The sequence below is a fragment of the Bradyrhizobium betae genome (assembly GCF_008932115.1).
Lineage (GTDB): Bacteria > Pseudomonadota > Alphaproteobacteria > Rhizobiales > Xanthobacteraceae > Bradyrhizobium > Bradyrhizobium betae.
On the sequence record NZ_CP044543.1, the window covers coordinates 5,952,761 to 5,974,623 of the forward strand.

Annotated in this window: 25 protein-coding genes; 15 read left to right on the forward strand and 10 right to left on the reverse strand. The window is 64.8% G+C overall.

The window, feature by feature from the left end:
• The first annotated feature begins 16 nt into the window (after positions 1 to 16).
• Entirely contained in the window at positions 17 to 1,189 is a 1,173-nt protein-coding gene (locus F8237_RS28635) for an MFS transporter (RefSeq protein WP_151649533.1), read from the forward strand.
• Positions 1,190 to 1,280: 91 nt separating this feature from the next.
• Entirely contained in the window at positions 1,281 to 1,667 is a 387-nt protein-coding gene (locus tag F8237_RS28640; protein WP_151649534.1) for a hypothetical protein, read from the forward strand.
• Between the two features lie 34 nt (positions 1,668 to 1,701).
• Here F8237_RS28640 and F8237_RS28645 read toward each other — a convergent pair whose 3' ends face one another.
• Both F8237_RS28645 and F8237_RS28650 read right to left on the reverse strand, forming a co-directional pair.
• Positions 1,702 to 2,028 (reverse strand): GrlR family regulatory protein, encoded by a 327-nt coding sequence (locus tag F8237_RS28645; protein ID WP_151649535.1) that lies wholly within the window; start codon positions 2,026 to 2,028, stop codon positions 1,702 to 1,704.
• A 169-nt stretch (positions 2,029 to 2,197) separates the two neighbouring features.
• Positions 2,198 to 3,520, reverse strand: a complete 1,323-nt coding sequence (locus F8237_RS28650) for an alpha/beta hydrolase (protein WP_151649536.1) — start codon at positions 3,518 to 3,520, stop codon at positions 2,198 to 2,200.
• Positions 3,521 to 3,846: 326 nt separating this feature from the next.
• Between F8237_RS28650 and F8237_RS28655 the strand changes: the two genes are divergently transcribed.
• Both F8237_RS28655 and F8237_RS28660 read left to right on the forward strand, forming a co-directional pair.
• Positions 3,847 to 5,214: an APC family permease gene (locus tag F8237_RS28655; RefSeq protein ID WP_151649537.1), complete on the forward strand. Its 1,368-nt coding sequence runs from the start codon at positions 3,847 to 3,849 to the stop codon at positions 5,212 to 5,214.
• Positions 5,215 to 5,216: 2 nt separating this feature from the next.
• Positions 5,217 to 6,431 carry a hypothetical protein gene (locus tag F8237_RS28660; protein ID WP_151649538.1) on the forward strand — a complete coding sequence of 405 codons (1,215 nt, stop codon included), beginning with the start codon at positions 5,217 to 5,219 and terminating at the stop codon, positions 6,429 to 6,431.
• On the opposite strand, the gene F8237_RS28665 is transcribed toward F8237_RS28660, so the two are convergent.
• Together F8237_RS28665 and yidD are read right to left on the reverse strand one after the other, a co-directional pair.
• On the reverse strand, positions 6,432 to 6,644 hold the full coding sequence (locus F8237_RS28665) for a hypothetical protein (RefSeq protein ID WP_151649539.1): 213 nt from the start codon (positions 6,642 to 6,644) through the stop codon (positions 6,432 to 6,434). It lies immediately after the preceding gene.
• 91 nt (positions 6,645 to 6,735) lie between these two features.
• Entirely contained in the window at positions 6,736 to 7,074 is a 339-nt protein-coding gene (yidD, locus tag F8237_RS28670) for a membrane protein insertion efficiency factor YidD (RefSeq protein ID WP_151649540.1), read from the reverse strand.
• Between the two features lie 242 nt (positions 7,075 to 7,316).
• Here yidD and F8237_RS28675 point away from each other — a divergent pair, with 242 nt between their 5' ends.
• Complete coding sequence (locus tag F8237_RS28675) at positions 7,317 to 8,213, forward strand: COG3904 family protein (protein WP_162006255.1); 897 nt, start codon at positions 7,317 to 7,319, stop codon at positions 8,211 to 8,213.
• Positions 8,214 to 8,269: 56 nt separating this feature from the next.
• Here F8237_RS28675 and F8237_RS28680 read toward each other — a convergent pair whose 3' ends face one another.
• Entirely contained in the window at positions 8,270 to 8,725 is a 456-nt protein-coding gene (locus F8237_RS28680) for an iron-sulfur cluster assembly scaffold protein (protein ID WP_151649541.1), read from the reverse strand.
• A gap of 240 nt (positions 8,726 to 8,965) precedes the next feature.
• On the opposite strand from F8237_RS28680, the gene folE reads away from it, so the two are divergent.
• The 4 genes from folE to F8237_RS28700 all read left to right on the forward strand — a co-directional run bounded on the left by folE (position 8,966) and on the right by F8237_RS28700 (position 12,683).
• Positions 8,966 to 9,658, forward strand: coding sequence for a GTP cyclohydrolase I FolE (gene folE / locus F8237_RS28685; RefSeq protein ID WP_151649542.1), 693 nt, complete (start codon positions 8,966 to 8,968; stop codon positions 9,656 to 9,658).
• 30 nt (positions 9,659 to 9,688) lie between these two features.
• A complete protein-coding gene (gene hisI / locus F8237_RS28690; RefSeq protein ID WP_151649543.1) occupies positions 9,689 to 10,111 on the forward strand; it encodes a phosphoribosyl-AMP cyclohydrolase in 423 nt (140 codons plus the stop codon).
• A gap of 181 nt (positions 10,112 to 10,292) precedes the next feature.
• A complete protein-coding gene (locus F8237_RS28695) occupies positions 10,293 to 11,354 on the forward strand; it encodes a lytic transglycosylase domain-containing protein (protein ID WP_151649544.1) in 1,062 nt (353 codons plus the stop codon).
• 153 nt (positions 11,355 to 11,507) lie between these two features.
• Positions 11,508 to 12,683 (forward strand): DUF2336 domain-containing protein, encoded by a 1,176-nt coding sequence (locus F8237_RS28700; RefSeq protein ID WP_151649545.1) that lies wholly within the window; start codon positions 11,508 to 11,510, stop codon positions 12,681 to 12,683.
• A 155-nt stretch (positions 12,684 to 12,838) separates the two neighbouring features.
• On the opposite strand, the gene F8237_RS28705 is transcribed toward F8237_RS28700, so the two are convergent.
• Positions 12,839 to 13,417, reverse strand: coding sequence for an Hpt domain-containing protein (locus F8237_RS28705; RefSeq protein ID WP_151649546.1), 579 nt, complete (start codon positions 13,415 to 13,417; stop codon positions 12,839 to 12,841).
• Positions 13,418 to 13,448: 31 nt separating this feature from the next.
• Positions 13,449 to 13,994, reverse strand: a complete 546-nt coding sequence (locus tag F8237_RS28710; protein WP_129267984.1) for a response regulator — start codon at positions 13,992 to 13,994, stop codon at positions 13,449 to 13,451.
• A gap of 171 nt (positions 13,995 to 14,165) precedes the next feature.
• Here F8237_RS28710 and F8237_RS28715 point away from each other — a divergent pair, with 171 nt between their 5' ends.
• The 3 genes from F8237_RS28715 to F8237_RS28725 are packed head-to-tail and all read left to right on the forward strand — an operon-like array spanning position 14,166 to position 15,607.
• Positions 14,166 to 14,732, forward strand: coding sequence for a DUF2975 domain-containing protein (locus tag F8237_RS28715; protein WP_151649547.1), 567 nt, complete (start codon positions 14,166 to 14,168; stop codon positions 14,730 to 14,732).
• A 2-nt stretch (positions 14,733 to 14,734) separates the two neighbouring features.
• Positions 14,735 to 14,989, forward strand: coding sequence for a helix-turn-helix domain-containing protein (locus tag F8237_RS28720; RefSeq protein ID WP_151649548.1), 255 nt, complete (start codon positions 14,735 to 14,737; stop codon positions 14,987 to 14,989).
• A 33-nt stretch (positions 14,990 to 15,022) separates the two neighbouring features.
• Positions 15,023 to 15,607, forward strand: coding sequence for a hypothetical protein (locus F8237_RS28725; RefSeq protein ID WP_151649549.1), 585 nt, complete (start codon positions 15,023 to 15,025; stop codon positions 15,605 to 15,607).
• A 13-nt stretch (positions 15,608 to 15,620) separates the two neighbouring features.
• Here F8237_RS28725 and F8237_RS28730 read toward each other — a convergent pair whose 3' ends face one another.
• On the reverse strand, positions 15,621 to 16,400 hold the full coding sequence (locus F8237_RS28730) for an NAD kinase (RefSeq protein ID WP_151649550.1): 780 nt from the start codon (positions 16,398 to 16,400) through the stop codon (positions 15,621 to 15,623).
• 256 nt (positions 16,401 to 16,656) lie between these two features.
• On the opposite strand from F8237_RS28730, the gene F8237_RS28735 reads away from it, so the two are divergent.
• Positions 16,657 to 18,222 carry a S10 family peptidase gene (locus tag F8237_RS28735; RefSeq protein ID WP_151649551.1) on the forward strand — a complete coding sequence of 522 codons (1,566 nt, stop codon included), beginning with the start codon at positions 16,657 to 16,659 and terminating at the stop codon, positions 18,220 to 18,222.
• Here F8237_RS28735 and F8237_RS28740 read toward each other — a convergent pair.
• Both F8237_RS28740 and F8237_RS28745 read right to left on the reverse strand, forming a co-directional pair.
• On the reverse strand, positions 18,212 to 19,597 hold the full coding sequence (locus F8237_RS28740) for a serine hydrolase domain-containing protein (RefSeq protein WP_151649552.1): 1,386 nt from the start codon (positions 19,595 to 19,597) through the stop codon (positions 18,212 to 18,214). The two genes, F8237_RS28735 and F8237_RS28740, sit on opposite strands and share 11 nt — an antisense overlap.
• 110 nt (positions 19,598 to 19,707) lie before the next feature.
• A complete protein-coding gene (locus tag F8237_RS28745; RefSeq protein ID WP_151649553.1) occupies positions 19,708 to 20,250 on the reverse strand; it encodes a tetratricopeptide repeat protein in 543 nt (180 codons plus the stop codon).
• Positions 20,251 to 20,484: 234 nt separating this feature from the next.
• Here F8237_RS28745 and F8237_RS28750 point away from each other — a divergent pair, with 234 nt between their 5' ends.
• Complete coding sequence (locus F8237_RS28750) at positions 20,485 to 20,868, forward strand: His-rich protein BRANT (RefSeq protein WP_151649554.1); 384 nt, start codon at positions 20,485 to 20,487, stop codon at positions 20,866 to 20,868.
• 365 nt (positions 20,869 to 21,233) lie between these two features.
• Positions 21,234 to 21,632: a hypothetical protein gene (locus F8237_RS28755; RefSeq protein WP_201280162.1), complete on the forward strand. Its 399-nt coding sequence runs from the start codon at positions 21,234 to 21,236 to the stop codon at positions 21,630 to 21,632.
• Positions 21,633 to 21,863 lie beyond the last annotated feature (231 nt).

The following is a 21,863-nucleotide window of genomic DNA, read 5'->3' on the forward strand; positions in this document are numbered from 1 at the left end:
CTCTACATGCACCTGCATGGAAAATTCGCCTGCCGCGGCCCGTTTCACGCCGACCGCCCTGATGCTTGGCAATCTCGTCACAGGCTGCTCGGTGCTTGCGCCGGCGGGGATGCTGCCGGAATTGTCGGCCGGGCTCGGCATCAGCATCCATGCGGCGGGGCTCCTGATCACCTTCGGCGCCATCACGCTGTGCATCGGCTCGCCGCTCACGGCCTGGCTCACCAGCCGCATCGAACGGCGGACGCTGCTCGCTACCACGCTCGCGGTGCTCGCCATCGGCAACCTCGCCTCGGCATTTGCGCCCGACTACGGAAGCCTCCTTGTCATCCGCCTGGTGATGCTCGCGGTCGGCGCGCTCTACACGCCGCAGGCGGCCGGCACGGCGGCGCTGATCGTGCCGGTGGAGCGGCGGGGGAGCACGATCGCCTACATCTTCCTCGGCTGGTCGTTAGCTGCCGCCGTCGGCCTGCCGCTGATCACCTTCGTCGCCAGCCGCTATGGCTGGCGCGCGGCCCATTGTGGGATCGGCGCGCTCGGCTGCGTCAGCTTCCTGCTATTGCTGCTGCGCCTGCCGGCCGGCTTGAAGGGCACGCCGGTGGATCTGAAGACATGGAGCGCGGTCTGCCGCAGCAGGACGATCCTGCTGCTGCTTGCGATCACGACGCTGCAGATGTCCGGGCAGTTCGTGGTGTTTACCTTCATGGGCCCGCTGCTCAAGAAGCTCACCGATGCCGGCCCTGATGCGATCGGCATGGTGTTCGGCATCTACGGCGTCTGCGGCTTCCTCGGCGTCGTCATCGCGACCCGCATCGTCGACACCTGGGGGCCGTATCGGACCTCGCTGCTGTTCACCTGCCTGCTGCTTGCAGGCATCACGGGCTGGGCGCTCGGCGCAGGCACGCTGCTGTTGATGGCAGTCGCGGTCGCCATCTGGGGCCTCGGCTTTGCCTCGACCAATTCGATGCAGCAGGTGCGGCTGGTCGCGGCCGCGCCGCCGCTTGCATCGGCGACCGTCGCGCTCAACACCTCCGTGCTCTATATCGGCCAGGCCGTCGGCTCCGCCATCGGTGGGCTGTTGTTCGCCCGCGATCTGCTGCATCCGCTCGGCTTTGTCGCGGCCGGCTTCGTCGTGCTGGCGCTGGTCCTGGTGATGCTGACCCGGCCGCGGCGGGCTGCCGCGACGGCGTGAACTGCGCGTTTCCCCGTGCGCAAGGCGCTTGGCAAATGGCGCGTCAGAGCGCTAGAAGGCGAGGCATGGGGACCAAAGAGAGTTGACTGAGATGAGGATGATTCTGGCGGTTGCCGCGGTGCTCTATTCGGCCTCCGCGTTCGCGCAAACCGACAAACCACCGATGGTCGGGGACAAGCCGCTGGTGCAGGTCAAGCCCAAGGGGGCTAAGGCCGGGACCAAGGCGGCGGCCACGGCAACTCCGGCGCCGAAGGGCAAGCCGCAATCGATCGCGGCGCGGCTCCAGGCCTGCCTCGAACTCGATGACGGCACCAAGGACCGGCTCAACTGCTACGACGCGATCATCCCGCCGGCACCGAAGCCGAAGCCGGCGAAGGCCAAGGGCTACGCCGACTGCCGCTTCTTCAAGGAAGAGGACGAGCGGCTGGCCTGCTTCAATGGCTTTGCCGAGAGCATTCCGAAGCTGCCCAAGACCTGAAGCTGCCCAAGACCTGACGTTTGAAGCCGGACGGTTAGTCGCTGATCCGGCTCAGCACGGCCCTGAAGGCTACGCCTGGCACTTGCAGTGCGGTGCCTTCGAATTCCGCCGCGTCGCCGTCTTCGCGGCCGGCAAGCGTCAATGTGATCCTGTCGTGCCCGAACAGCGCCTTGAAGGACGGATCGTCGTTGTAGCGCTCGGTCGAGATCCTGACCTTGATGCTATCGCCTTTGCCCGTGTAGGTGCCGATGAACGCGAAAGCTGAATTGCCGCCGCGCATCTTGCCGTCCGTGACATAAACGACGCCACAGCCGGTTCCATGAACCGTGTGGAAGTCGACCTTGTACAGCCCCTGGCGCACTCGCTGTCCTCACGGAATCCCAATTGCAACTCGGCGGCAAAATATGAGAGTTGCCAGCGGAAACAATCCGGTGGCTCCCGGGGATGTCGGCCATCAACATCACATTTTGATCAACGCATGAGATAATTGCAGGCAACGCGGTCAAATGCCGACTGGCGCAATATCGGGCCTAGCGGCTCGATGCCGCGGCCACGCGCGTCAGCGCCAGCGCAGGCGTTGCCGACATCTTCACCAGCACGTCCTTGAGCGGATACTGCGTCCATGCGCGGTTGACGTAGTCACGATGGGTGATGCCGTCGCCGGTTTCGACGAACACCACGCTGCCGGGACGCAAGGGCCCGTCCATGTCTTCGGAGACGCTGATGCCCTTTTGCCTGAGCGTGCTCATCAGCTCGCGGTCGCGCCGCGCGGTGTAGCGGGTGTAGGAGCTGACGAAGAAGCTGGAGCGGTGGCTCTCGATCCAGGAGGCGAACTTGTCCATTTCGCCATAGACGGCGTCGAGCAGCACGACTCCGCGGACGCGGTCGCTGATGCCGCCGACTTCGAGGCTCCAGGCGGTCGGGAGGAAGCCGCCGCTATAGCCGACGATCACGATCGGCATGTTGGCGAAGGCGCGTGCGCTGTTGGGATCGCCGGTGGCGCGGGCGAGGTGGTCGGCCGACTCCGCCATGAAGCGCTTGAAGCCGCCGGGCTGCCAGAATTTTCCGGCGCTGGAATCGGCGGCATCGACCGCCATCTGCGGCGCCAGCAGGACGGCGTTGGCGCCGGAATCGGTGATCTGCTGCGGCACCAATTGCCGGTCGCGCACATCACGCTCGAGCGTTGCGCCATTGCCGTGGAAGAACACCACGATCACGCCCGGCTTGCGCACGTCGAAATGCTCGGGCACGTGCATCAGCACGCGGCTGTCGCTGTAGGTCTCGTCCTGCCAGTAGACCCGGCCGGAGTAGCTGCGGTGGCCGCGGCGGTCGCCCTTGGCGATGTTGAGGAAAGGCGCCTCGGAGGCGGGGTTGTTGCCGAAATAGGGGAAGGCAGATGACTTCATGCTGACTAGAGCTGTCAGATCCTCGCGGGGCGGACGCTGGTAGGGCACCTGCGGCGCGAGCGAAGCGACCTTGTAGGGCGCCTGCTCCGGCTGTTGTTGCACGGCGCGCTTCGGCGAGAAGTCCGACATCTGTCGTTGCAGGAAACCCTCGCTCGCCGACGGGAAGCGTTCCCTGAACTGCGGGGCGGGGAAGCGATCCTCGAACGTGTCGCTGCTTGCGACTTGCTGCCTGGTGGCTTGTGGGTTGGTTTTGGCGACCACCTGGACATTGGCCTGCGAGTTCGCCGCGAGCGCCGCCGGATCGGGCGCCTTGCCGCATTGAGCCAGTGTCAGCGACAGTGGCACCAAGGCTGAGATCAGGCCGATCCGGAGCGCACGACCGCGCGCATCGGACAGCGTCCGATCCGCACGAATGTCAGCTCTCAATTTCGGAACGGCCCCGACCATCCACCCATGACCCCAAGTCACGATCCACGTCCATCGGCATGATCAAGACAATTGAGCCGACCGGCGTTTAGGCGACGTTAAGTGTCCGGAGAAACTTCCCCACATCCGGAACGCTCAAAAGGACCATGCAATCGTGTCGTGATTGTGGGGGAAGGGGACGGCATTCTCCTGTGCCTTGGCTGGTTTGTTGCCCGGGACCGTGCGTAGATGGTGCTTTGATACCTATTTCGGCCGCCTCATTTAACTCGTGTTAACCCTGCTTGAATTGACTGGACCAAACTGCACGATGCTCCCACGAGGCGTAACGCCTGAGGTTGAGGACCCCGATGACGGCATCAGATGCGGGAACCGCGCCCTGGACTGGGCGGCTGACCGGAAGCGGGCCGGGGGTCTCCGCTCTGGTTGCAACCGCCATCGTCGTCGCCGACATGATCGGGGTCGGCGTCTTCACCAGCCTCGGCTTCCAGGTGAAGGACATCCCGTCCGGTTTCTCGATCCTGTTGCTGTGGACCGTCGGTGGCATCGTCGCGCTGTGCGGGGTGTTCTCCTACAGCGAGCTCGGTGCGATGTTTCCGCGCTCGAGCGGCGAGTACAATTTTCTCGGTCGCGCCTACCATCCCGCTTTCGGCTTTCTCGCCGGCTGGGTCTCGGCAACGGTCGGTTTTGCGGCGCCGGTCGCGCTCGCGGCGATGGCGTTCGGCGAATACGCCAAATCGGTCGTCCCCGGCCTGCCGCCGATTCCGCTGGCCATTGGCGTGGTGTGGCTGGTCTCGCTCGTGCAGTTGACCGGCGTCAGGCACTCCTCGACCTTCCAGCTGATCTCGACCATCCTGAAAGTCCTGTTGATCGTCGCCTTCCTGGTCGCCGGCTTCATCATCGGCGTGCCGCAGCCGATCGCCTTCACGCCGCAGCCGGGTGATCTCGCGCATATCGTTAGCGCGCCTTTCGCCATCGGCCTCGTCTTCGTGATGTACTCGTTCTCGGGCTGGAACGCCGCGACCTACATCATCGGCGAGATGAACATGCCGCAGCGGGACCTGCCGCGCGCATTGCTCGCGGGCACGCTGATCGTGCTGGTACTCTACGTCGCGCTGAACGCGGTGTTCCTCTACTCAACGCCGGTCCGCGCGCTTGCCGGTCAGCTCGACGTCGCCAGCGTCGCCGGCAGTGCCATCTTCGGCAGTCTCGGTGGCCGGATCGTCGGCGCGATGATCTGCTTCGGCCTGATCTCCTCGATCAGCGCGATGATGTGGATCGGCCCGCGCGTGATGATGACGATGGGGGAGGACATTCCAGCCCTGCGCGTGTTCTCGAAGCGGTCGGTGAGCGGCGCGCCGGCCTATGCCATCCTGTTTCAGCTCGCGGTCGCCAATCTGTTGCTGTTCACGCGGAGCTTCGAGGCGGTGCTCGACTTCATCCAGTTCGCGCTGCTGTTCTGCTCGTTCTTCACGGTCGCCGGCGTCATCAAGCTGCGCATCACCGACCCGGATCTGCCGCGGCCCTACCGCGCCTGGGGATACCCGTTCACGCCGCTCGTTTTCCTGCTCGTGACCGGGTTCATGATGTACTACCTGTTGACCGAGCGTCTGGTGCAGTCGCTCTCGGGGATGCTCGTCATGCTCGCTGGCCTGTTGATTTATGCTGTTTTCCGCAGGCGGCCGGTCGCCGCTGGCACGTCACACAATCGCGAATAGACATGGTTCGAGCCCTGAGAATTGCGGCCGTCGCACTTGCCCTGCTGGCTGCGGCCGTTTCGTCCACACGCGCCGCCGACGTGACCTTCGATGACACCGCGCGATTCCTCGCGGGCATGCAGCCTTCGGCGGACTCGCCGCTGGTGCCGCTCACCCAGGATCCGGGCTGGCAGCGCCACGCAAAATTCTTCGACGGCGCCTTCACCCAGCTCGAGCAGCGGCAAATCTCCAGGATCCGCAACTGGGCTGACGTCAACCTGGCCGCGCCGCGACCGACCATGTTCTACATGTTCAGCGGCCCGGATTTCCTCTACGCCAACGCGTTCTATTCCAAGGCGAGCACTTACGTGCTCGGCGCGCTGGAGCCGGTCGGCACCGTGCCCGACCTGACGAAGCTGCTGCGCGGCTCGGTCGGCGCTGCGCTCTACAATGTCGAGCGCTCGCTCGGTTCGATCCTGAGCTTCTCCTTTTTCATCACCAAGCAGATGAAGGTCGACCTGCACGCCAACCAGGTCAACGGCACCTTGCCGATCCTCTATGTCTTCCTCGTCCGCTCCGGCAAGACCATCCGCAACGTCGAGATGGTTGCGCTCGACGACAAGGGCGGGATGCACACCGGCAACGACAATCCGGGACCGAATGCCACGCGCGGCGTCCGCATCACCTTCGCCGGCAGCGATGGCGAAGCGCGCACGCTGTATTATTTCTCGACCGACCTCTCCAATCCCGGCGCGCGTGCGGCGGGTTTCCTCAAGTTCTGCGAGACGCTCGGGCCCGGCAACAGCCTGATCAAGAGCGCGTCCTATCTGCTGCACTCCGGCAACTTCACCGTCGTTCGCGACTGGCTGCTGGCCAACAGCGCCACCATCGTCCAGGACGATTCCGGCATTCCGCTTGCGAACTACAATGCGCGGCAGTGGCGGTTCTTCCCGTTCGGCCGCTATCTCGGGCCGATCGGGGAATTCCCCGGCCGCTATCAGGAGCGCTACGCCGAACTGTTCACGCGTGCCCAGCCGATCGATTTCGGCGTCGGCTATCGCTGGCGCATGCACGAGTCGAACTTGCTGCTGTCGGTGAGGGTGCCGGGAAGCGAGATCGCACCGGCCGCGGAGACGACATCTTCCGCCGAGCCGCCGCCAAAGCCGCCGCGTCCGAAGCGGCCGCGCCCACCCGAGCCGGTCCCGCCGCCGCCCGGACGTTTCTACTGGTTCCGCTAGCTACCAGTGCACGCTCTGGCTCGGCACGATGAATGCCGTCGTGCTAGGCGGCGTGGCGAGACTCGTCGCCAGATACCAGCCGGAGCCGAGGACAAGCGCCAGCAGCGCGATGATGGCGAGCATGTCGATGGTTCTGGGATCGTGATCCCGTGGGCTGAACTTCGGGTGCGGACCAAACCTGACGTGAAAATGAGGGCTGATTTTCCAGCGCATTGTTGTTTCCTCCCTGGGGAGCAACAGAACAACGCGAGGCAAAAGTTCCAGTTCCGGTCAAGGCAGCGATGCGCAAAGCACTGCAGCATGCTTACGGGGCGTTGACTCCGCGCCAGCGGCCGTAGCGCCAGGGCAGATACCAGCGCGCGCCTTGTGGCGCGGTGAGTGGCACATTGTCGATGCCCGACGTGCCGAACGGATTGCAGCGGAGCAGGCGCGCCAGCGTCATCCAGCCGCCGGCCCAGAGTCCGAACCGCTCGATTGCCTCGTCGCCATAGACGGAGCAGGTCGGCAGGTGGCGGCAATTGTAGCCGACCAGTGGCGAGAGCGTATGGCGGTAGAGCCAGATCAGCGCGCGTCCGAATCTGCGTGGCAGTCTCAGCGCGCCGTCGACGGAAGTGGAACAATGCTCGCAGGCTGAATGCTTCATGTGCGGCGTGCTGCGATCCTGTGCGAGATGTTGCGCGGTTCCGGCGCAGGGAACAGCGAGCTGTTGTGCGCGCGCCATACTTTGTCTGATTTCAGGGAGCATTGCAGCAAGTACCTATGGACGATCTGTATTCCCCCGGATACCATTTTTGTGACGTCCATGTGTAGACTCGTTGAACGTCTGAACGGGGATTGCCTGAATCGGCTTGGGCTTAGTGCTTGGGGCTTGGGGAAGGGACCAGTTTGAAACTTCTGAAGTCGCTTTATCTTCGCGGCTGGTTGCTGGTGGGAACCGCTGCTTGTGGGGTCGTGTTTGCGGGCGCCGTCACGACCTTCGGATCGTCGGCTCGGGCCGGTGCTACGCTCGGAGAGCGCAAGCTGCCGATGAAGTTCAACTGGGTTGCCTGCGAGCCCAACTGCCGCGGCTGGGTCAGCGCGGTCGGCATCATCACCGCAGATACGCCGAAGGACTTCGAAGAGTTTGCCCGCGAGCGCCAGCTTGGCGGCGCCACCGTGGTGCTCGACTCCAGCGGCGGTTCCGTCAACGACGCCATCACCCTCGGCCGACGCTTCCGCAATCTCGGCCTTTTGACCACCGTCGGCATCAGCCTTCAGAACCGCGGCGGCCAGTCGGCGCGTCCGGCGGTCGCGCCCGAAGCCTATTGCGAATCCATGTGCGTGTTCCTGCTGCTGGCCGGCAAGACGCGCTATGTGCCGGACGCGGCGCATGTGCGGGTCCACCAGATCTGGATGGGCGACCGCGCCGACGATGCCAAGGCGGCCAGCTACAGCGCGCAGGACCTGATGATCGTGGAGCGCGACATCGGCCGGCTCGCCAAATACACCTTTGACATGGGCGGCGCCGGCGACCTGCTGTCGCTCGCACTCAGCGTGCCGCCGTGGGAAGATCTGCACGAGCTCGACACGGCCGAGCTGAAGCTCACCAATCTCGTGACGACCAATCTGGTGGCCGATGTGCTGCCGCATGTGGACGTCGGCGCGCCCGCGGTGGCGGAGCTCGCGCCGAAGACGCAGGCGAGGTTCGGCGCGGAACAGGAGCAACAGCCCCTCAAATCGACCAAGACGGCGGAGGCGATGGTACCGACCGGTGCGGTGCAGAGCGCGGGCTCCCAGAAGTAGGACGTCCCGCAGGTCGTCGTTCGGGATTCATGTGCCGGCGCGTGGCCAAGACCACATCAGCCCTGAGCGGCGGCCGGCTGCTTGGCCTTCGCCTCGATCTGGCCGATGGCATCGACCACAGCATCGAAGGTCAGCAGGGTCGAGGCATGTCGTGCCTTGTAGTCGCGGACCGGCTCGAGGAATTTTATCTCTTCCCATTTGCCTTGAGGAGGCGAGCCATTCTCTTTCAGCATCTTGCGAACGGTTTCGCGTAACTCACGGAGTTCGCTCGCAGTCGAGCCGACCACGTGACTTGCCATGATGGATGAGGAGGCCTGGCCGAGCGCACAGGCCTTCACGTCATGGGCGAAGTCGGTGACGGTATCGCCGCTCATCTTGAGGTCGACCTTCACGGTCGAGCCGCACAATTTGGAGTGGGCAGTGGCGGTGGCATCGGCGTCCGATAGCCGTCCGAGGCGTGGAATATTCCCGGCCAGCTCGATGATCCGCTTGTTATAGATGTCGTTCAGCATGTGATGGAGTCCAACACTTCCGCACCGGATCGGCCTTGGCGGGCGCCGTCCAGGGTCCTATATAGGATTGGAACTGACGGAAAAACAGTCCAGCGGTGCGACGGCGGTGATCCAGAACCGTGCGGCCGGCGTAGTGACCTACGGATGTTTTCACCCAGATTGTTCTCTTCAGGCGTCCGGCGGCATGCCGCCCCGTCTGCCGGTGACACTCCGGCCGCAAGGCCGTCGAACGGAGTCGACATGGACGCTGCGATCAAATCAATCCGCCCGGGCAAGCCCGCCGACAAGCAGCTCGAGAGCCGCCCGGCAGAGCTCGATCCCGCCGAATTCCTCGCGGCCGCCGTCCGCGCCGACCAGCCGCGCCCGGCGCGCGCAGAGGCGGAGGCGGCGGTGAAGACGCTGCTCGCCTATATCGGCGAGAACACCGAGCGCGAGGGCCTGCTCGACACGCCGCGCCGCGTGGTCGAGGCCTTCGACGAGCTCTATCAGGGCTACCACCAGTGCCCGGCCGAGGTGCTCGACCGCACCTTCGGCGAGACCGCGGGCTACGACGATTTCGTGCTGGTGCGCGACATCGAGTTCACCTCGCAGTGCGAGCATCACATGATGCCGTTCTACGGCAGGGCGCATATCGCCTATACGCCGGTGGAACGCGTTGTCGGCCTGTCCAAGCTCGCCCGCCTGACCGACATCTTCGCCCGCCGGCTCCAGACCCAGGAGCATCTGACGGCGCAGATCGCGGCGGCCATCGACGAAATCCTCAAGCCCCGCGGCGTTGCGGTGCTGATCGAGGCCGAGCATACCTGCATGTCGGTGCGTGGCGTCGCCAAGCATGGCGCGTCCACCTTCACCAGCCGCTTCACCGGCATGTTCCGCGACAATCCGGCGGAGCAGGCCCGTTTCCTGTCCCTGGTGCGAGGCCTGCAGCGCTGACCTCGCGAAAGCTTTTTGGCGAGGACGCCCGTGTCCGCTCACTCTCATGACATCGAGGAAGGCCTGTCCTTCCAGCCGCGCTTCGACGCAAGCGGCCTCGTGACGGTCGTCGCGACCGACGTCGCCACCGGCGACGTGCTGATGGTCGCCCACATGAACGATGAGGCGCTGCGCAAGACGATTGCGACCGGCGAGGCCTGGTACTTCAGTCGCTCGCGCAACGCCTTATGGCGAAAAGGTGAGACCTCGGGTCAGACCCAGCGCGTGGTCGAGATCCGCACCGATTGCGACCAGGACGCGGTCTGGATCCGTGTCGAGCAGATCGGCGCGGCCTGCCACACCGGCCGAAGGTCCTGCTTCTACCGCAAGGTCGAGGCCGAGGGCGGCGGGGCGAAGCTCGTCTTCGTCGATGCGGACAGGCTGTTCGATCCGGACGCTGTTTATAAGAAGTAGCCCTCCGTCACTCCGGGGCGCGCGCAGCGCGAGCCCGGAATCCATTGTGCGGCATCACGCGCAGCTTGATGGATTCAGGGCTCGTGCTGCGCGCGCCTCGGAATGACTCGGGGAGGAGCCGACCCGGATTAACCCCGCATTAACCATACCTGTCCCACGGTGAGACGACAGGGCGTCCGAATTGCCGGCGCCGCTCAACGCCGCACGGGGCGGGCACTCCATCATGTCGGTCGACAATTCCAGTGCCTCGCAGACGGCGGTTCTCGACCCGTCGCGGGCGCGTGTCGCCGGTGCGATCAAGCAGGCCTCGAACATCTCCGGCGTCAGCTTCCAATACATGCTGACCACCGCCAAGATGGAATCGGATTTCGATCCCACTGCGGGCGCCACCACATCCTCCGCGCACGGGCTCTACCAGTTCATCGACCAGACCTGGCTCGGCACGGTGAAGGAGGCGGGCACACAGCTCGGCTATGGCAATTATTCCGACGCGATCAGCAGGACGTCGTCGGGCACCTACACGGTCGACGATCCCGCCATGAAGCGGTCGATCATGAAGCTGCGCGACGATCCGGAGGCCGCGTCCAGCATGGCCGCGGCCCTGACGCAGTCGAACAGCTTCAAGCTCACGGGCCTGCTCGGCCGCAGGCCGTCCGACAGCGAACTCTACATGGCGCATTTCATGGGCGTCGGCGGTGCCGCGAAACTGATCGCCAATGCCGAAGACAATCCGCAAGCGGTCGGCGCGCGGCTGTTTCCGAATGCGGCATCTGCCAACCGCTCGATCTTCTATGCCAAGGACGGCCGTGCCCGCAGCGTCTCCGAAGTTTATTCGGTGCTCGACGCGCGCTACGCCAGCGCCGCGAATTCCAAGACGACCCGCAGCGCGATGGCGATGTACGGCGGCACGCCGTCGACGACACAGGTTGCGAGCGCCAACGGTGTGCAGCCGACTGCGCCGGTGATCGACAATGCCGCCTATCTCCAGACCTTCCCCAATACACGCGCGGTGACGCCGGTGAGCGCGACATCGTCAGCGTCGGTCGCGGACAATACGCCGGCCACGCCGGTGTTTCGCTCGATCTACCAGCCCGGCGACGTCACGCAGCCGGTCTCGACCACGGTGCAGAAACTGTGGGGCAACAACGCCTCGCTCACGTCAGTTGCGTCGACGACTCCGGACGTGCGACCGCCGCAACCGCTCGATCTCTTCAGCGATCGCAGCGGCACGTTCAGCAGCTGATATTGCGGCCGGCGGGCCGCCTCTGTTCCCTTAACAAATCATCAACAAAACCAGCCAGTTATGGTGAACGCTTTGTTAAGCGTCGTGGTTTATTTTGTGTTGCAGGTGACAAGCCGTCACCGCTTCGTCTTCGTTGCGTAAGCCGGAAGCACCATGATCGTTCGGCAGTTCATCAATTGGATCAGGACGGCGCCCGCAGGCGAGCGGGCCGAGGCGACACGGGCATTGGCTCGCGCCTGGCTGATCTCGGACCTTTCCCACGACGACCGCGTCGCCGCCGAAGGCGCGCTGCTGATGCTGCTCGACGATCCTTCGCCGCTGGTGCGGCAGGCGATGGCCGAGGCTTTTGCACGCAGCACCGAGGCGCCCGCCGCCATCGTGCGGGCACTGTCGGCGGACCAGCCCACCGTGGCGCTGATCGTGCTCGAACATTCTCCGCTCCTGATCGACGCCGATCTCGTCGACATCGTCGCCACCGGCAATGACGAGGTGCAGTGCGCGGTCGCCCGCCGCATCGCGCTGCCGGTGTCGGTCTGCGCCGCCATTGCCGAAGTCGGCTGCGCGGCGGCAGCGCTCGAGCTGATTGAAAATTCCCAAGCCGAGCTCGCGCCGTTCTCCTGGGATCGCATCGTCGAGCGTCACGGTCATCTCGCCGCGATCCGCGAGGCGATGCTGGTGCTGGAGGATCTGCCGGCTGCCACGCGTGCCACGCTAGTGGCCAAGCTCTCCGAGACCCTCGCGCAATTCGTCGTGGCGCGGAACTGGCTGAGCGCGGACCGCGCCGAGCGCGTGACGGTCGAAGCGCGCGACCGCTCCACCATCAACATCGCGGCGCGTTCGCGCGGCGAGGACATGCAGGGCCTGGTGCGGCACCTGCGCATCACAGGCCAGCTCACCGCCGGCCTGATCCTGCGCGCGCTGCTGTCGAGCAATCTCGATCTGTTCGACGCGTCGCTTGCCGAACTGGCCGATCTTCCGGTAGCGCGCGTGAGCGCGCTGCTGCACGATCGCGGCGGCAATAGCCTGCACGCACTGCTGCGCCGCGCCGGCCTGCCCGAAGCGACCTTCGCGGCGTTCCAGGTCGCGCTCGATGCCTGCCACGAGCAGGGCTTCGTCGACAGCGACGACGGCGCGGTGCGGCTGCGCCGGCGCATGGTCGAGCGCGTCCTTACCCATTGCGAGACCGATCGCGGCGCTACCGAGCCGCTGATGGTCCTGCTCCGTCGCTTCGCCACCGAGTCGGCGCGCGAAGAGGCGCGGCTGTTCTGCGACGAGCTGGTCGCGGACGATGCGATCGATCCGGCTTATGATGATCTGATTGCGGCGTAGCGAGATGCCGCAAGGGTGGGTTAGCCGAAGGACTGCGCGAAGCGCGGTCTGCAGGCGTAACCCGCCATGTCTGCGTCCGGGGAAATCAAAGAGGTGGGTTACGTTGCGCTAACCCACCCTACAACTTCGCCGCGCTCGCAATGACGAGAGGAGAGCTACTCCGCCGGCACGATGCTCGGCGCCAGGATCACCTCGAGATGCTCGGGGCGGTCGCGATTGACATCGGCGAGGTAGTCGTCTGCGACCTTGCGCAGGCGGCGGCTGAGCTCGGCGGAGACGCTGATTCTGTCGAGCTTGGTGTTCTCGTGCACGATGGCGAGAACCGCGTTGATGTGGTGCGTGAACAGCTCGGCCGGCACTCTGTCGAGATCGGGCGCGTGCTCGATGACGCGGCACAGGCTCTCGGCGATTCCCGCGGCCGCCGGAAAGCCGAACGTCGCGGCGTCGCCCTTGATGTCGTGCGCGGCGTGGAACAGCTCGTCGCGTCCTTCTTTGGTGAAGCCGTCATTGCGGATGGCGGCGTAGGCGGCGGAGAGACGGTTGACCTCGGTCGTCATCCAGTCCTTGAACTCGCCGGAGAGGCCTGCCAGCGCCTGCTCGGCGCGGGCGACCGGATCGTCCATGTCTTTTTCTTCGACTCGGCGCAGGACCTTCCGCAGCGGATTGGGCTGCGTGATGATTTGATGCGTGGCGAAGGCCGTGACCTCGATGTCCTTTGCGCTGTTCTTCGCCATGATGTCTGCCCCGATCGTGTGAGACGTTGCGCTAGATGGAGGAGCGGGCCTTGTCGAGCAGCGAGGGCTGCTGGAGCACCTCGTGCTTTTCGCCGACGCGGCGCTCGGGGCCCATATAGGCGGAACTGGTGTTGCGACGCCGATCGGGGCCGAAATAGGTCTTGGTCTTGATGAAGGGCCGGGGACTGGCGACGACGTTGAGGATGCGCTGGTAGAGCCCTTTGGCCGAGATCGGCTTGGCCAGGAATTCGGTGACGCCGGCATCGCGTGCGACGGTGACGCGGCGCTTCTCGGAATGGCCGGTCAGCATGATGATCGGCGCGTAGGGATTACCCTTCGACTCCGGCTGCCGGATCATCTGCGCGAGCTCGAGCCCGTCGAAGATCGGCATCGCCCAGTCGGTGATGACGATGTCGGGCACGTAATGGCTGTACATTTCCAGCGCCGTCGCGCCGTCCTCGGCCTCGTAGACTTCGCGTGCGCCGAAGGAGTGCAGCAGCGTCCGCAGGATGCGGCGCATGTGCGGATTGTCGTCACAGACGAGGAAGCGCAGCTTGTTGAAATCGATGCGGAACATGGCGCCCGGGGCCGAAGCGGTCAACTTTCATTAACCATATCGTGGCGGGGGTTAACGAAGGGTTGCCGCCGGGCCGCCCGCATACTGAAAGGGATGATTGGCGTATATCGTAATTTTGCCATTTTTTATTGTAAAACAATAAAACATTCAAATGCTCAGGAGTGTCGTCCAATGAGCGTGATTGCCTTTCCTTATCCTGCGCCTGTCGCGCCGAACCGCTTACGGCGCATCGGTCGGATCGTGGCTGTCGGTGCGCTCGTCTGCGTCGCGGGCGCGGTGCTCGCGGTGCCGCTGCTCTGGTCCAGCGACGAGATGCTTTGGCATTGGATCGCGACACAGTCCCCGCTGGGGGCACGGCCGTTCACGCTCAATTTCGGCACGCGCTTCGCTGGTGCGTTGATCAGCATGATCGGACTTGCGCCTGTTCTCTACGCCTTGTTGGAGCTCTCGATGCTGTTCTCCCGTTTCGCGCGCGGCGAGGTCTTCGTGACCGGGAACGCCTGGCGCATCCGCCGGATGGGCCTCGCGCTGATCGTCAACGCACTGATATCGCCGTTGGTGCAGATGCTGACTACGATCAACCTGACGCGGGCCAACGTTCAAGGCGGGCTCGTGGTCATGTTCGGCATCGAACAGTCGCAGGTGCTGTCGGTGCTAAGCGGCCTCGCGCTCGTCGCGTTCGCAACCGTGATGGCCGACGCGGTTCGCGTGTGGCACGAGAACAGCGAGATCATCTGACCATGCCGATCATCGTCAACCTCGACGTCATGCTCGCCAGACGCAAGATCAGGTCGCGTGAACTCGCCGCGCGCATCGAACTCACGGAGGCGAACGTTTCCCTGCTGAAGTCGGGCAAGGTGCGCGGCATCCGCTTCGACACGCTGGAGCGGATCTGCGCCGTGCTCGACTGCCAGCCCGGCGATATCCTGGAATATGTTCCAGACAGCGCGGACGACGCGTTAGAGCCTCGCACGCCTGGCCGAAAGTCGGCCTAGCAAGTCCGTTCAACTCCAGAGTGGAGATGCCTGATGAACCGCCTTGCGCGCGTTCTCGTGAGCGCGGCTGCGTTCATGCTGGCCGGATGCGGCTCGGTGCCGCTGACATCGATCCCGCGGCTGGCCCGCATCGATGCCAGGACCACGGACCTGTCGATGCTGCGCGTCGCCGTGCAACTGCCAGATGCGTTGCGGCCTCGCTCGGGCGGCGTCAAGCTCGACGTCGTCACCAAAGTGGCGGGCGAGGCCGAGGCGAGGTCAAGCTTCGCCATGCTGGAGATGAGCGAGGCGCGCGAGCGCGGTGGCCTGCCTGCGGCGCCGCAGGGCTCGTCGACCTACGCCTATCGCTTGTCGCCAGGCGATGCTGCGCGCTTCGAGGCGCTGCGGGCGTCGATGGTCGAGCAGGGGAAGAACGGCAAGCGTGGATCGATGGGGCTCGGCGTAGCAGCCAAGGAATTTTGCCGCGCTAGCATCGCGCCGCAGGCATCGCTGCCGGTGGCGATCTATCTGATGACATCGGAGACGAAGAACTTCGTTCCGGTTGTCAGGGATTTCGATCTGCTTGGCGACCCCGCGATGGCGGGCGGTCTGGAATCGATTCAGCCTTGCGGCCAGTGATCAGCACTCGCGATCAATAGCCAAACTGTTCGCGCAGGATGCGTTCTTCCAGGCTGTGGCCGGGATCGAACAGCATGCGCATCGAGATGGTCTTGTCGGACAGGACTTCGACCCGGCGGACGTCACGCACCTCGTCGTGGTCGGCGACCGCTGCCACGGGGCGCTTGTCGCCCTCCAGCACCTCGATCACGACATAGGCCGTGTTCGGCAGCAGCGCGCCGCGCCAGCGGCGCGGGCGGAAGGCGCTGATCGGGGTCAGTGCGAGCAGGGCCGCGTTGATCGGCAGGATCGGTCCCTGCGCCGACAGATTGTACGCCGTGGAGCCAGCAGGCGTTGCCACCATGATGCCGTCGGCGATCAGCTCGGGCATGCGCTCGCGCTCGTCGATCAGGATCCGCAGGCGCGCCGCCTGGTAGGTCTGCCGAAACAGAGCGACTTCGTTGATGGCGTGATGCAAATGGACGCGGTCCTCGACGTCGGTCGCGCGCATCAGCAGCGGATTGATCTCGGATTCATGCGCCGCTTCGAGGCGCGCACGAAGATCGACCGTCGAATACTCATTCATCAGGAAGCCGACGGTGCCGCGGTGCATGCCGTAGATAGGCTTTCCCGTGTGCATGTGCTGGTGCAGCGTCTGGAGCATCAGGCCGTCGCCGCCGAGCGCGACTACGATATCAGCCTCGTTCGGGTCGCAATTGCCATACTCCCTGCTGAGCTGGCCGAAGGCCGCCTGCGCCTCGCTGCTCGGGCTGGCGACGAAGGCGATCCGGTCGTATCGCGCTGGCTTGGTCATGGCTTCCGGGCAGGGCCGCTGGCTGGAGAAAGGTCCGCCGGGCTCGTCTATACGACCTGGGCCTGCATTGTCGAGGAGGACCGCCGCTCAAGGCAAACGGGCGGTCGTTCATCCCGATTCAGGACGAATCCAGGTCGGTTTTCATCCGGTCGGCCTGTTCGGGCGCCGCCGGACCGGTGATCCCCCAAACCGTCGCAATTCCGCGCTAGCCTTTCGGCACGCAGCGGTCCTCAGAGAGCCGGGCAAGGAGACGATCATGATCACGAGTTTGTCGGCGCTCCGCCATGCGGCCCTGGTGCTGGCGGTGTCGACTTTCGCATTCGCAGGCTTTGCGCGCGCGGACGATCCGCCGCAGCCGCGCTCCGAGGCGTCCGCGCCGGCCGGACAGAAAGGCGGGCGCGGCGGTGGCGCGCAAAGCGCGTCGCAGAATTCGCCGGCGGCCGAGACGCACCGCTTGCCGCCGGATTCGACCACGAAGCAGACGCTCGATCTGCCCGGCCGCTCGCTCGATTTCACCGCGACCGCCGGCTCGATCCGCGTATTCGACGGCAAGGGCGAGCCGCTGGCCGATATCGCCACGACGTCCTATGAGCTTGCCGGCGCCGATCGCGCGACGCGTCCCGTGACGTTCCTGTTCAACGGGGGGCCTGGCGCATCCTCCGCATGGCTGCAGTTCGGCGCCGCTGGCCCGTGGCGGTTGCCGCTCGATGGCGAGGCGCTGTCGCCGTCGGCCTCGCCCGAGGTGAAGCCGAACGGGGAAACCTGGCTCGACTTCACCGATCTCGTCTTCATCGATCCCGTCAGCACCGGTTACAGCCGCTTCGTCGCGAGCGGCGAAGACGCGCGCAAGTCGTTCTATTCCGTCGACGGCGACGTCAATTCGATTGCGCTGGTGATCCGCCGCTGGCTGGAGAAGCACGACCGGCTGACTTCGCCGAAATACGTCGCGGGCGAGAGCTATGGCGGCATTCGCGGGCCGAAGGTGGTGCGGCAGCTGCAGCTCCAGCATGGCGTCGGCGTCAGGGGATTGATCCTGGTGTCGCCGTTGCTGGACTTCCGCGAGTTCACCGGCACAAGCCTCCTGCAATATGTCGCGACGCTGCCGAGCTATGTGGCGGTCGCGCGCGAGGCCAAGGGTCCGGTGAAGCGCGCCGATCTCGCCGATGTCGAGGCTTACGCGCGCGGCGAATTCCTGGCCGATCTCGTCAAGGGCGAGGCGGACAAGGAAGCCACCAATCGGCTTGCCGACAAGGTCGCCGAGCTCACCGGCATCGACCAGACGGTGAGCCGCAGGCTCGCGGGCCGCTTCGACGTCGGCGAATTCCGCCGCGAATTCGATCGCAGGAGCGGCAAGGTGACGGGACGCTACGATGCCTCGGTGCGCGGCTTCGATCCCTATCCGGATTCGGGCAACTCGCGGTTCGGCGACCCTTCAGGCGATGCGCTCCAGGCGCCGCTGACGAGCGCTGCGGTCGACGTGCTGACGCGCAAGCTCAACTGGCGGCCGGATGGCTCCTATGAAGTCCTCAACGGGGCGGTCGAAGGCCAATGGGATTTTGGCCGCGGCATCAACCCGCCGCAGTCCGTGTCGGATCTGCGCCAGATCCTCGCCACCGACGCCAAGCTCAACGTGCTGGTCGCGCACGGCCTGTTCGATCTCGCCACGCCCTATTTCGGATCGAAGCGGGTGCTCGACCAGCTGCCGGCGTTCGCGACGCAGCGGGTGAAGTTCGTGGTCTATCCCGGCGGCCACATGTTCTATTCGCGCGACGGGGCGCGGCAGGCGCTTCGCAGCGAGGTCGAGCAATTGATCAGGGAATAGGCCGCCGCTTGCGCGGCTTGTATCTCCGCTCGATCTCCTTCGCCACGACACTTGCAGGCTTGAGGTTGGCCCCTGCGATCCAGACGTCGCTGACCTTGCCGCGCGCGTCGCGGACGCGGCGCACCGGCTCGCCGTAACTTGAATGGCCCGCGGCGGAGACGAGCTTGGCGGTGTCGCGGCCGGTCACCTCGATCTCGCCGGAATCCATGAACGGATTGTTGAACTGCGGATTGGCGACTAGGACGCGGTTGCCCATCGGCACGAGGTCCGTCGCACCCCAGAGCGTCCACCAGCGGCCGGTCCAGTCGCGCACGCGCCGGTCGGGCACGCCGCGGGTCCTGAAGACGCGCAGGATCTGCATCGCGCCATCCATCCAGAACGGCGCCGCGCCATCGATGGAGTTGCTCAGGATGCTGATCGTGAGCTCGCAGGCCGGGATGGAGCAGGTCCGCGAGATGTAACCCTGAAAGTGGCCGCCATGGCCAAACCAGTCCCAGCCGTCGAGCTTGCCGGCGCCGATGCCGAGGCCGTAATAGCCCTCGAAACTCTGCGGGATACGCCAATGATGCCGCGTCATCTCGCGGCGGCTGGCGACGGACAGCAGGCTCTTCTTCGCATTGGGCGCGAGCTGCGCGAAGAAGCGGGCGGTGTCGGCGGCGGTCGCGGCGAAGCCCGTGGCCGATGCCATCGCGTTTGTGCGATTGTCGCCGGGGATCACGCCACGCTGGCCCAGTGGCACCCTTCGCGTGTGGCCGCGCGCGAACGATGCGCCCTTGGGAAGTGGCGCGTCCGGCTCGGTTTCGCGCAGGCCTGCGGCCTCGACGATCTCGCGCTTGATCCAGACGGAGTAGGGCTCCTTCGTTACGGCTTCGATGACGAGACCGAGCAGGCCAAAGCCATGGTTGGAATATTTGAAACGCGTGCCGGGCTCGATCGCGGTCGGCAGCTTCAGCTCCGCGAGCAGCTCCTTCGCGCTCAGATAGGGACGGCGATCGATGAACTGGCCGGAATCGGCGCCGTCGCGCGTCAACCCCGCGGTGTGCGAGAGCAGCTGCGCGATGGTCGTCTCGGCAACGCGCGGATGCAGGCCGCCGACATATTGTCCGACGGGATCGTCGAGCCGGAGCTTGCGCTGTTCGCGCAGCTTCATGATGCCGGCTGATGTAAAGCTCTTCGAGTGCGAGGCGATGCGGCAGCGGTGGCGCGGCGTGAGCTTCTCGCCGGTGTCGAGATTGGCAATGCCGAATGCATGTTCGGCGACGATCTCGCCGCGATGGGCAAACGCGACGATGACGCCAGGCTGCTGGATTGTCGTCTGCTGGAATTCGATCCAGGAAGAGATGTAGTCGATCGCGGATCGCAGCCACGTATCCATTGCGCACCAATTTCAGGGGGGGGATTCGTGCGCGAAGGCTAACCGAGAAAGCGGAACGGGCACAACCCGGAAGGTTGTGCCCGTTCATTTGGTTCGAAGACGCGATGTCTTCAGTAGACCAGCGTCGCGCCGGTCGGCTTGTCGAGCGCTGCGGCGAGCGAGCGATATTCGGAGCTGTCGGTGCCGGCGAGCGAGGCGATCTTGTTCAGATGATACTGCGCCTGTTCGCGGTTGCCCTGCTCGAGCTGCCAGAGGCCGTAATACTGCCAGGTGCGGACGTGGTTCGGATCATCCTTCAACGCCAGCTCGTAATAGACCTTCGACGACTGGTAGTTGCCGAGCTTGCGGTAGGAGTAGCCGATCAAGTTGGCAACATCTGCGACGTCGTCGCGCTTGAGCGACTTCAACTGGCCGATCGCGCCGGTGTAGTCGTGGTTGTCGTAGATCGTGGTGTAGGCGGTGCGATAGGCAGCGAGGAATTTGGGATCGCTGACGGAGGAGCTCTTCTTCTTGCCCTTCTTGGACGAGTCGTCGGACTTCGGCGGCGAGGAGGGCTCGTCGCTGCCCGCGGCATAGGCGCTGGTCAAAACCGGCCCCGCCGCCAGCGTCATGGCGACGAGTCCCGGTACAAGAAGCGTAGAGAGTTTGCGCATCTAAGTTCTCCCGAATGCAACGTGGCGATCCTACACGATTGCCCTAGGACCGGAACACCCATCCGCCAAAAACATTCCCGTCCCGCGAGTGGATGACAAATTTGTCATCGAGATGAACGCAAGCCTGCAAGGGGCTTCAGACTGGGTTCAGCGCGGAGCCCCTAGGCTTGCACCTACGATCGAAGAGGAGGCGAGAGGGCGCAGCCTCAAGATCCTTCCAAGAGGAGACCAACCATGTTGAAGACCATTTCCGCCGCCTTGCTCGCCGCTTCCGTGATCGCAGCCCCGGCCTTCGCGGCCGAGGCCGGCAAGACCACCACGACTGCGCCGGTGATCAAGGCGGACCAGAGCCAGACCAAGGCATCGACCACCGCAGCGAAGCCCGATGTGGCCGTCAAGGCCGACACCAAGGCTGTCGATACCAAGGCCGCCGACGTCAAGGCGGATGCCAAGATGGACACCAAGGCGAAGGCGATGAACGCCAATGCCGCGGTCACGCCCGACCAGCACAAGACCGTGCGTACCCATCGCCATCATCACAAGCAGGTGTCGGTCAAGAAGTCGCTGGACGCGCAGCCGGACGTGACCAAGCCGGTGACGTCGGACAAGCGCAGCTAAGACTGATCCCGCGCGGCGGCATCCAGCATTGCCCCGCCGCCGCGTGCGGAATTCAGGCCCGGCCCGTCGTCTCGGCGTCCTGCGCGAAAGCGCAGGCGCCGGCGGCGGGCCGGTGCGTCGATGCGGCAAGCGAACTGCCTTCGATGCGCGACCACAAACGAGAACCTCGAAAACAACCCCATGCACAGTAGCCGGTGATAGACAAATCAATGGTTTGACGTCTGTCGCTCTGCGGATTTTACGAATCTATTTGACTCGTCGGGCAAAACACCTCTAGACATGCATCATCGCAACCTTGGGGCTGGACGTCTCCGGGTCTGATTGAGCGGCGAGCGTGACCTGTGGGGCGAGTGGCGAAACGTGCGATGATCCTGGCGTTGCCGCTGGCGCTCGCGGGATGTTTCGGCAGCGACGCTGACCGGCCATCCGTGATGGGCGGGGCCCAGGCCGGAGGGCCGCAGCCGTTCCCGGACAATTTCCGCACCGATACGCTCGCCCTGATGCGCGCCTATCTGAACAATCCGGTCGGCGTGCGCGAGGCCAGCATGGCCGATCCAGTACAGCGTGAGCTCGGCGGCCGGCAGTTTTATGTCAGCTGCCTGCGCTTCACCCCGCGTGAGACCGACGGCAGCTACAAGGGTATGCGCGAGCGCGCGGTGGTGTTCGTCAATGGACGTGCGGACCGTGTCGTCGACAAGGCCAGCGAGCTTTGCGCCGGTGCGGTTTATGGACCCTTTCCTGAACTCGAAAAGATGACGCGGTAGCGCAAAGCCGGCCTTCATCGCCCGGTGGTAGGACAGAGGTTGCCGGAGCCGCTGGATCACATTTCGGCGAGCTTTGAACGGGTGGTTTCACCTTGCGACGAATCGTTACGGCAGGCCTTGCGCCGGCGACAAAATCTGTCGGCGCGAGCAGACGTGACGGAACAAAATCGCTCTGTTGCCGCCCCGTCACAGTTACGAACGATCAACGTTCCGGCATCGCCGCGAAGCAAC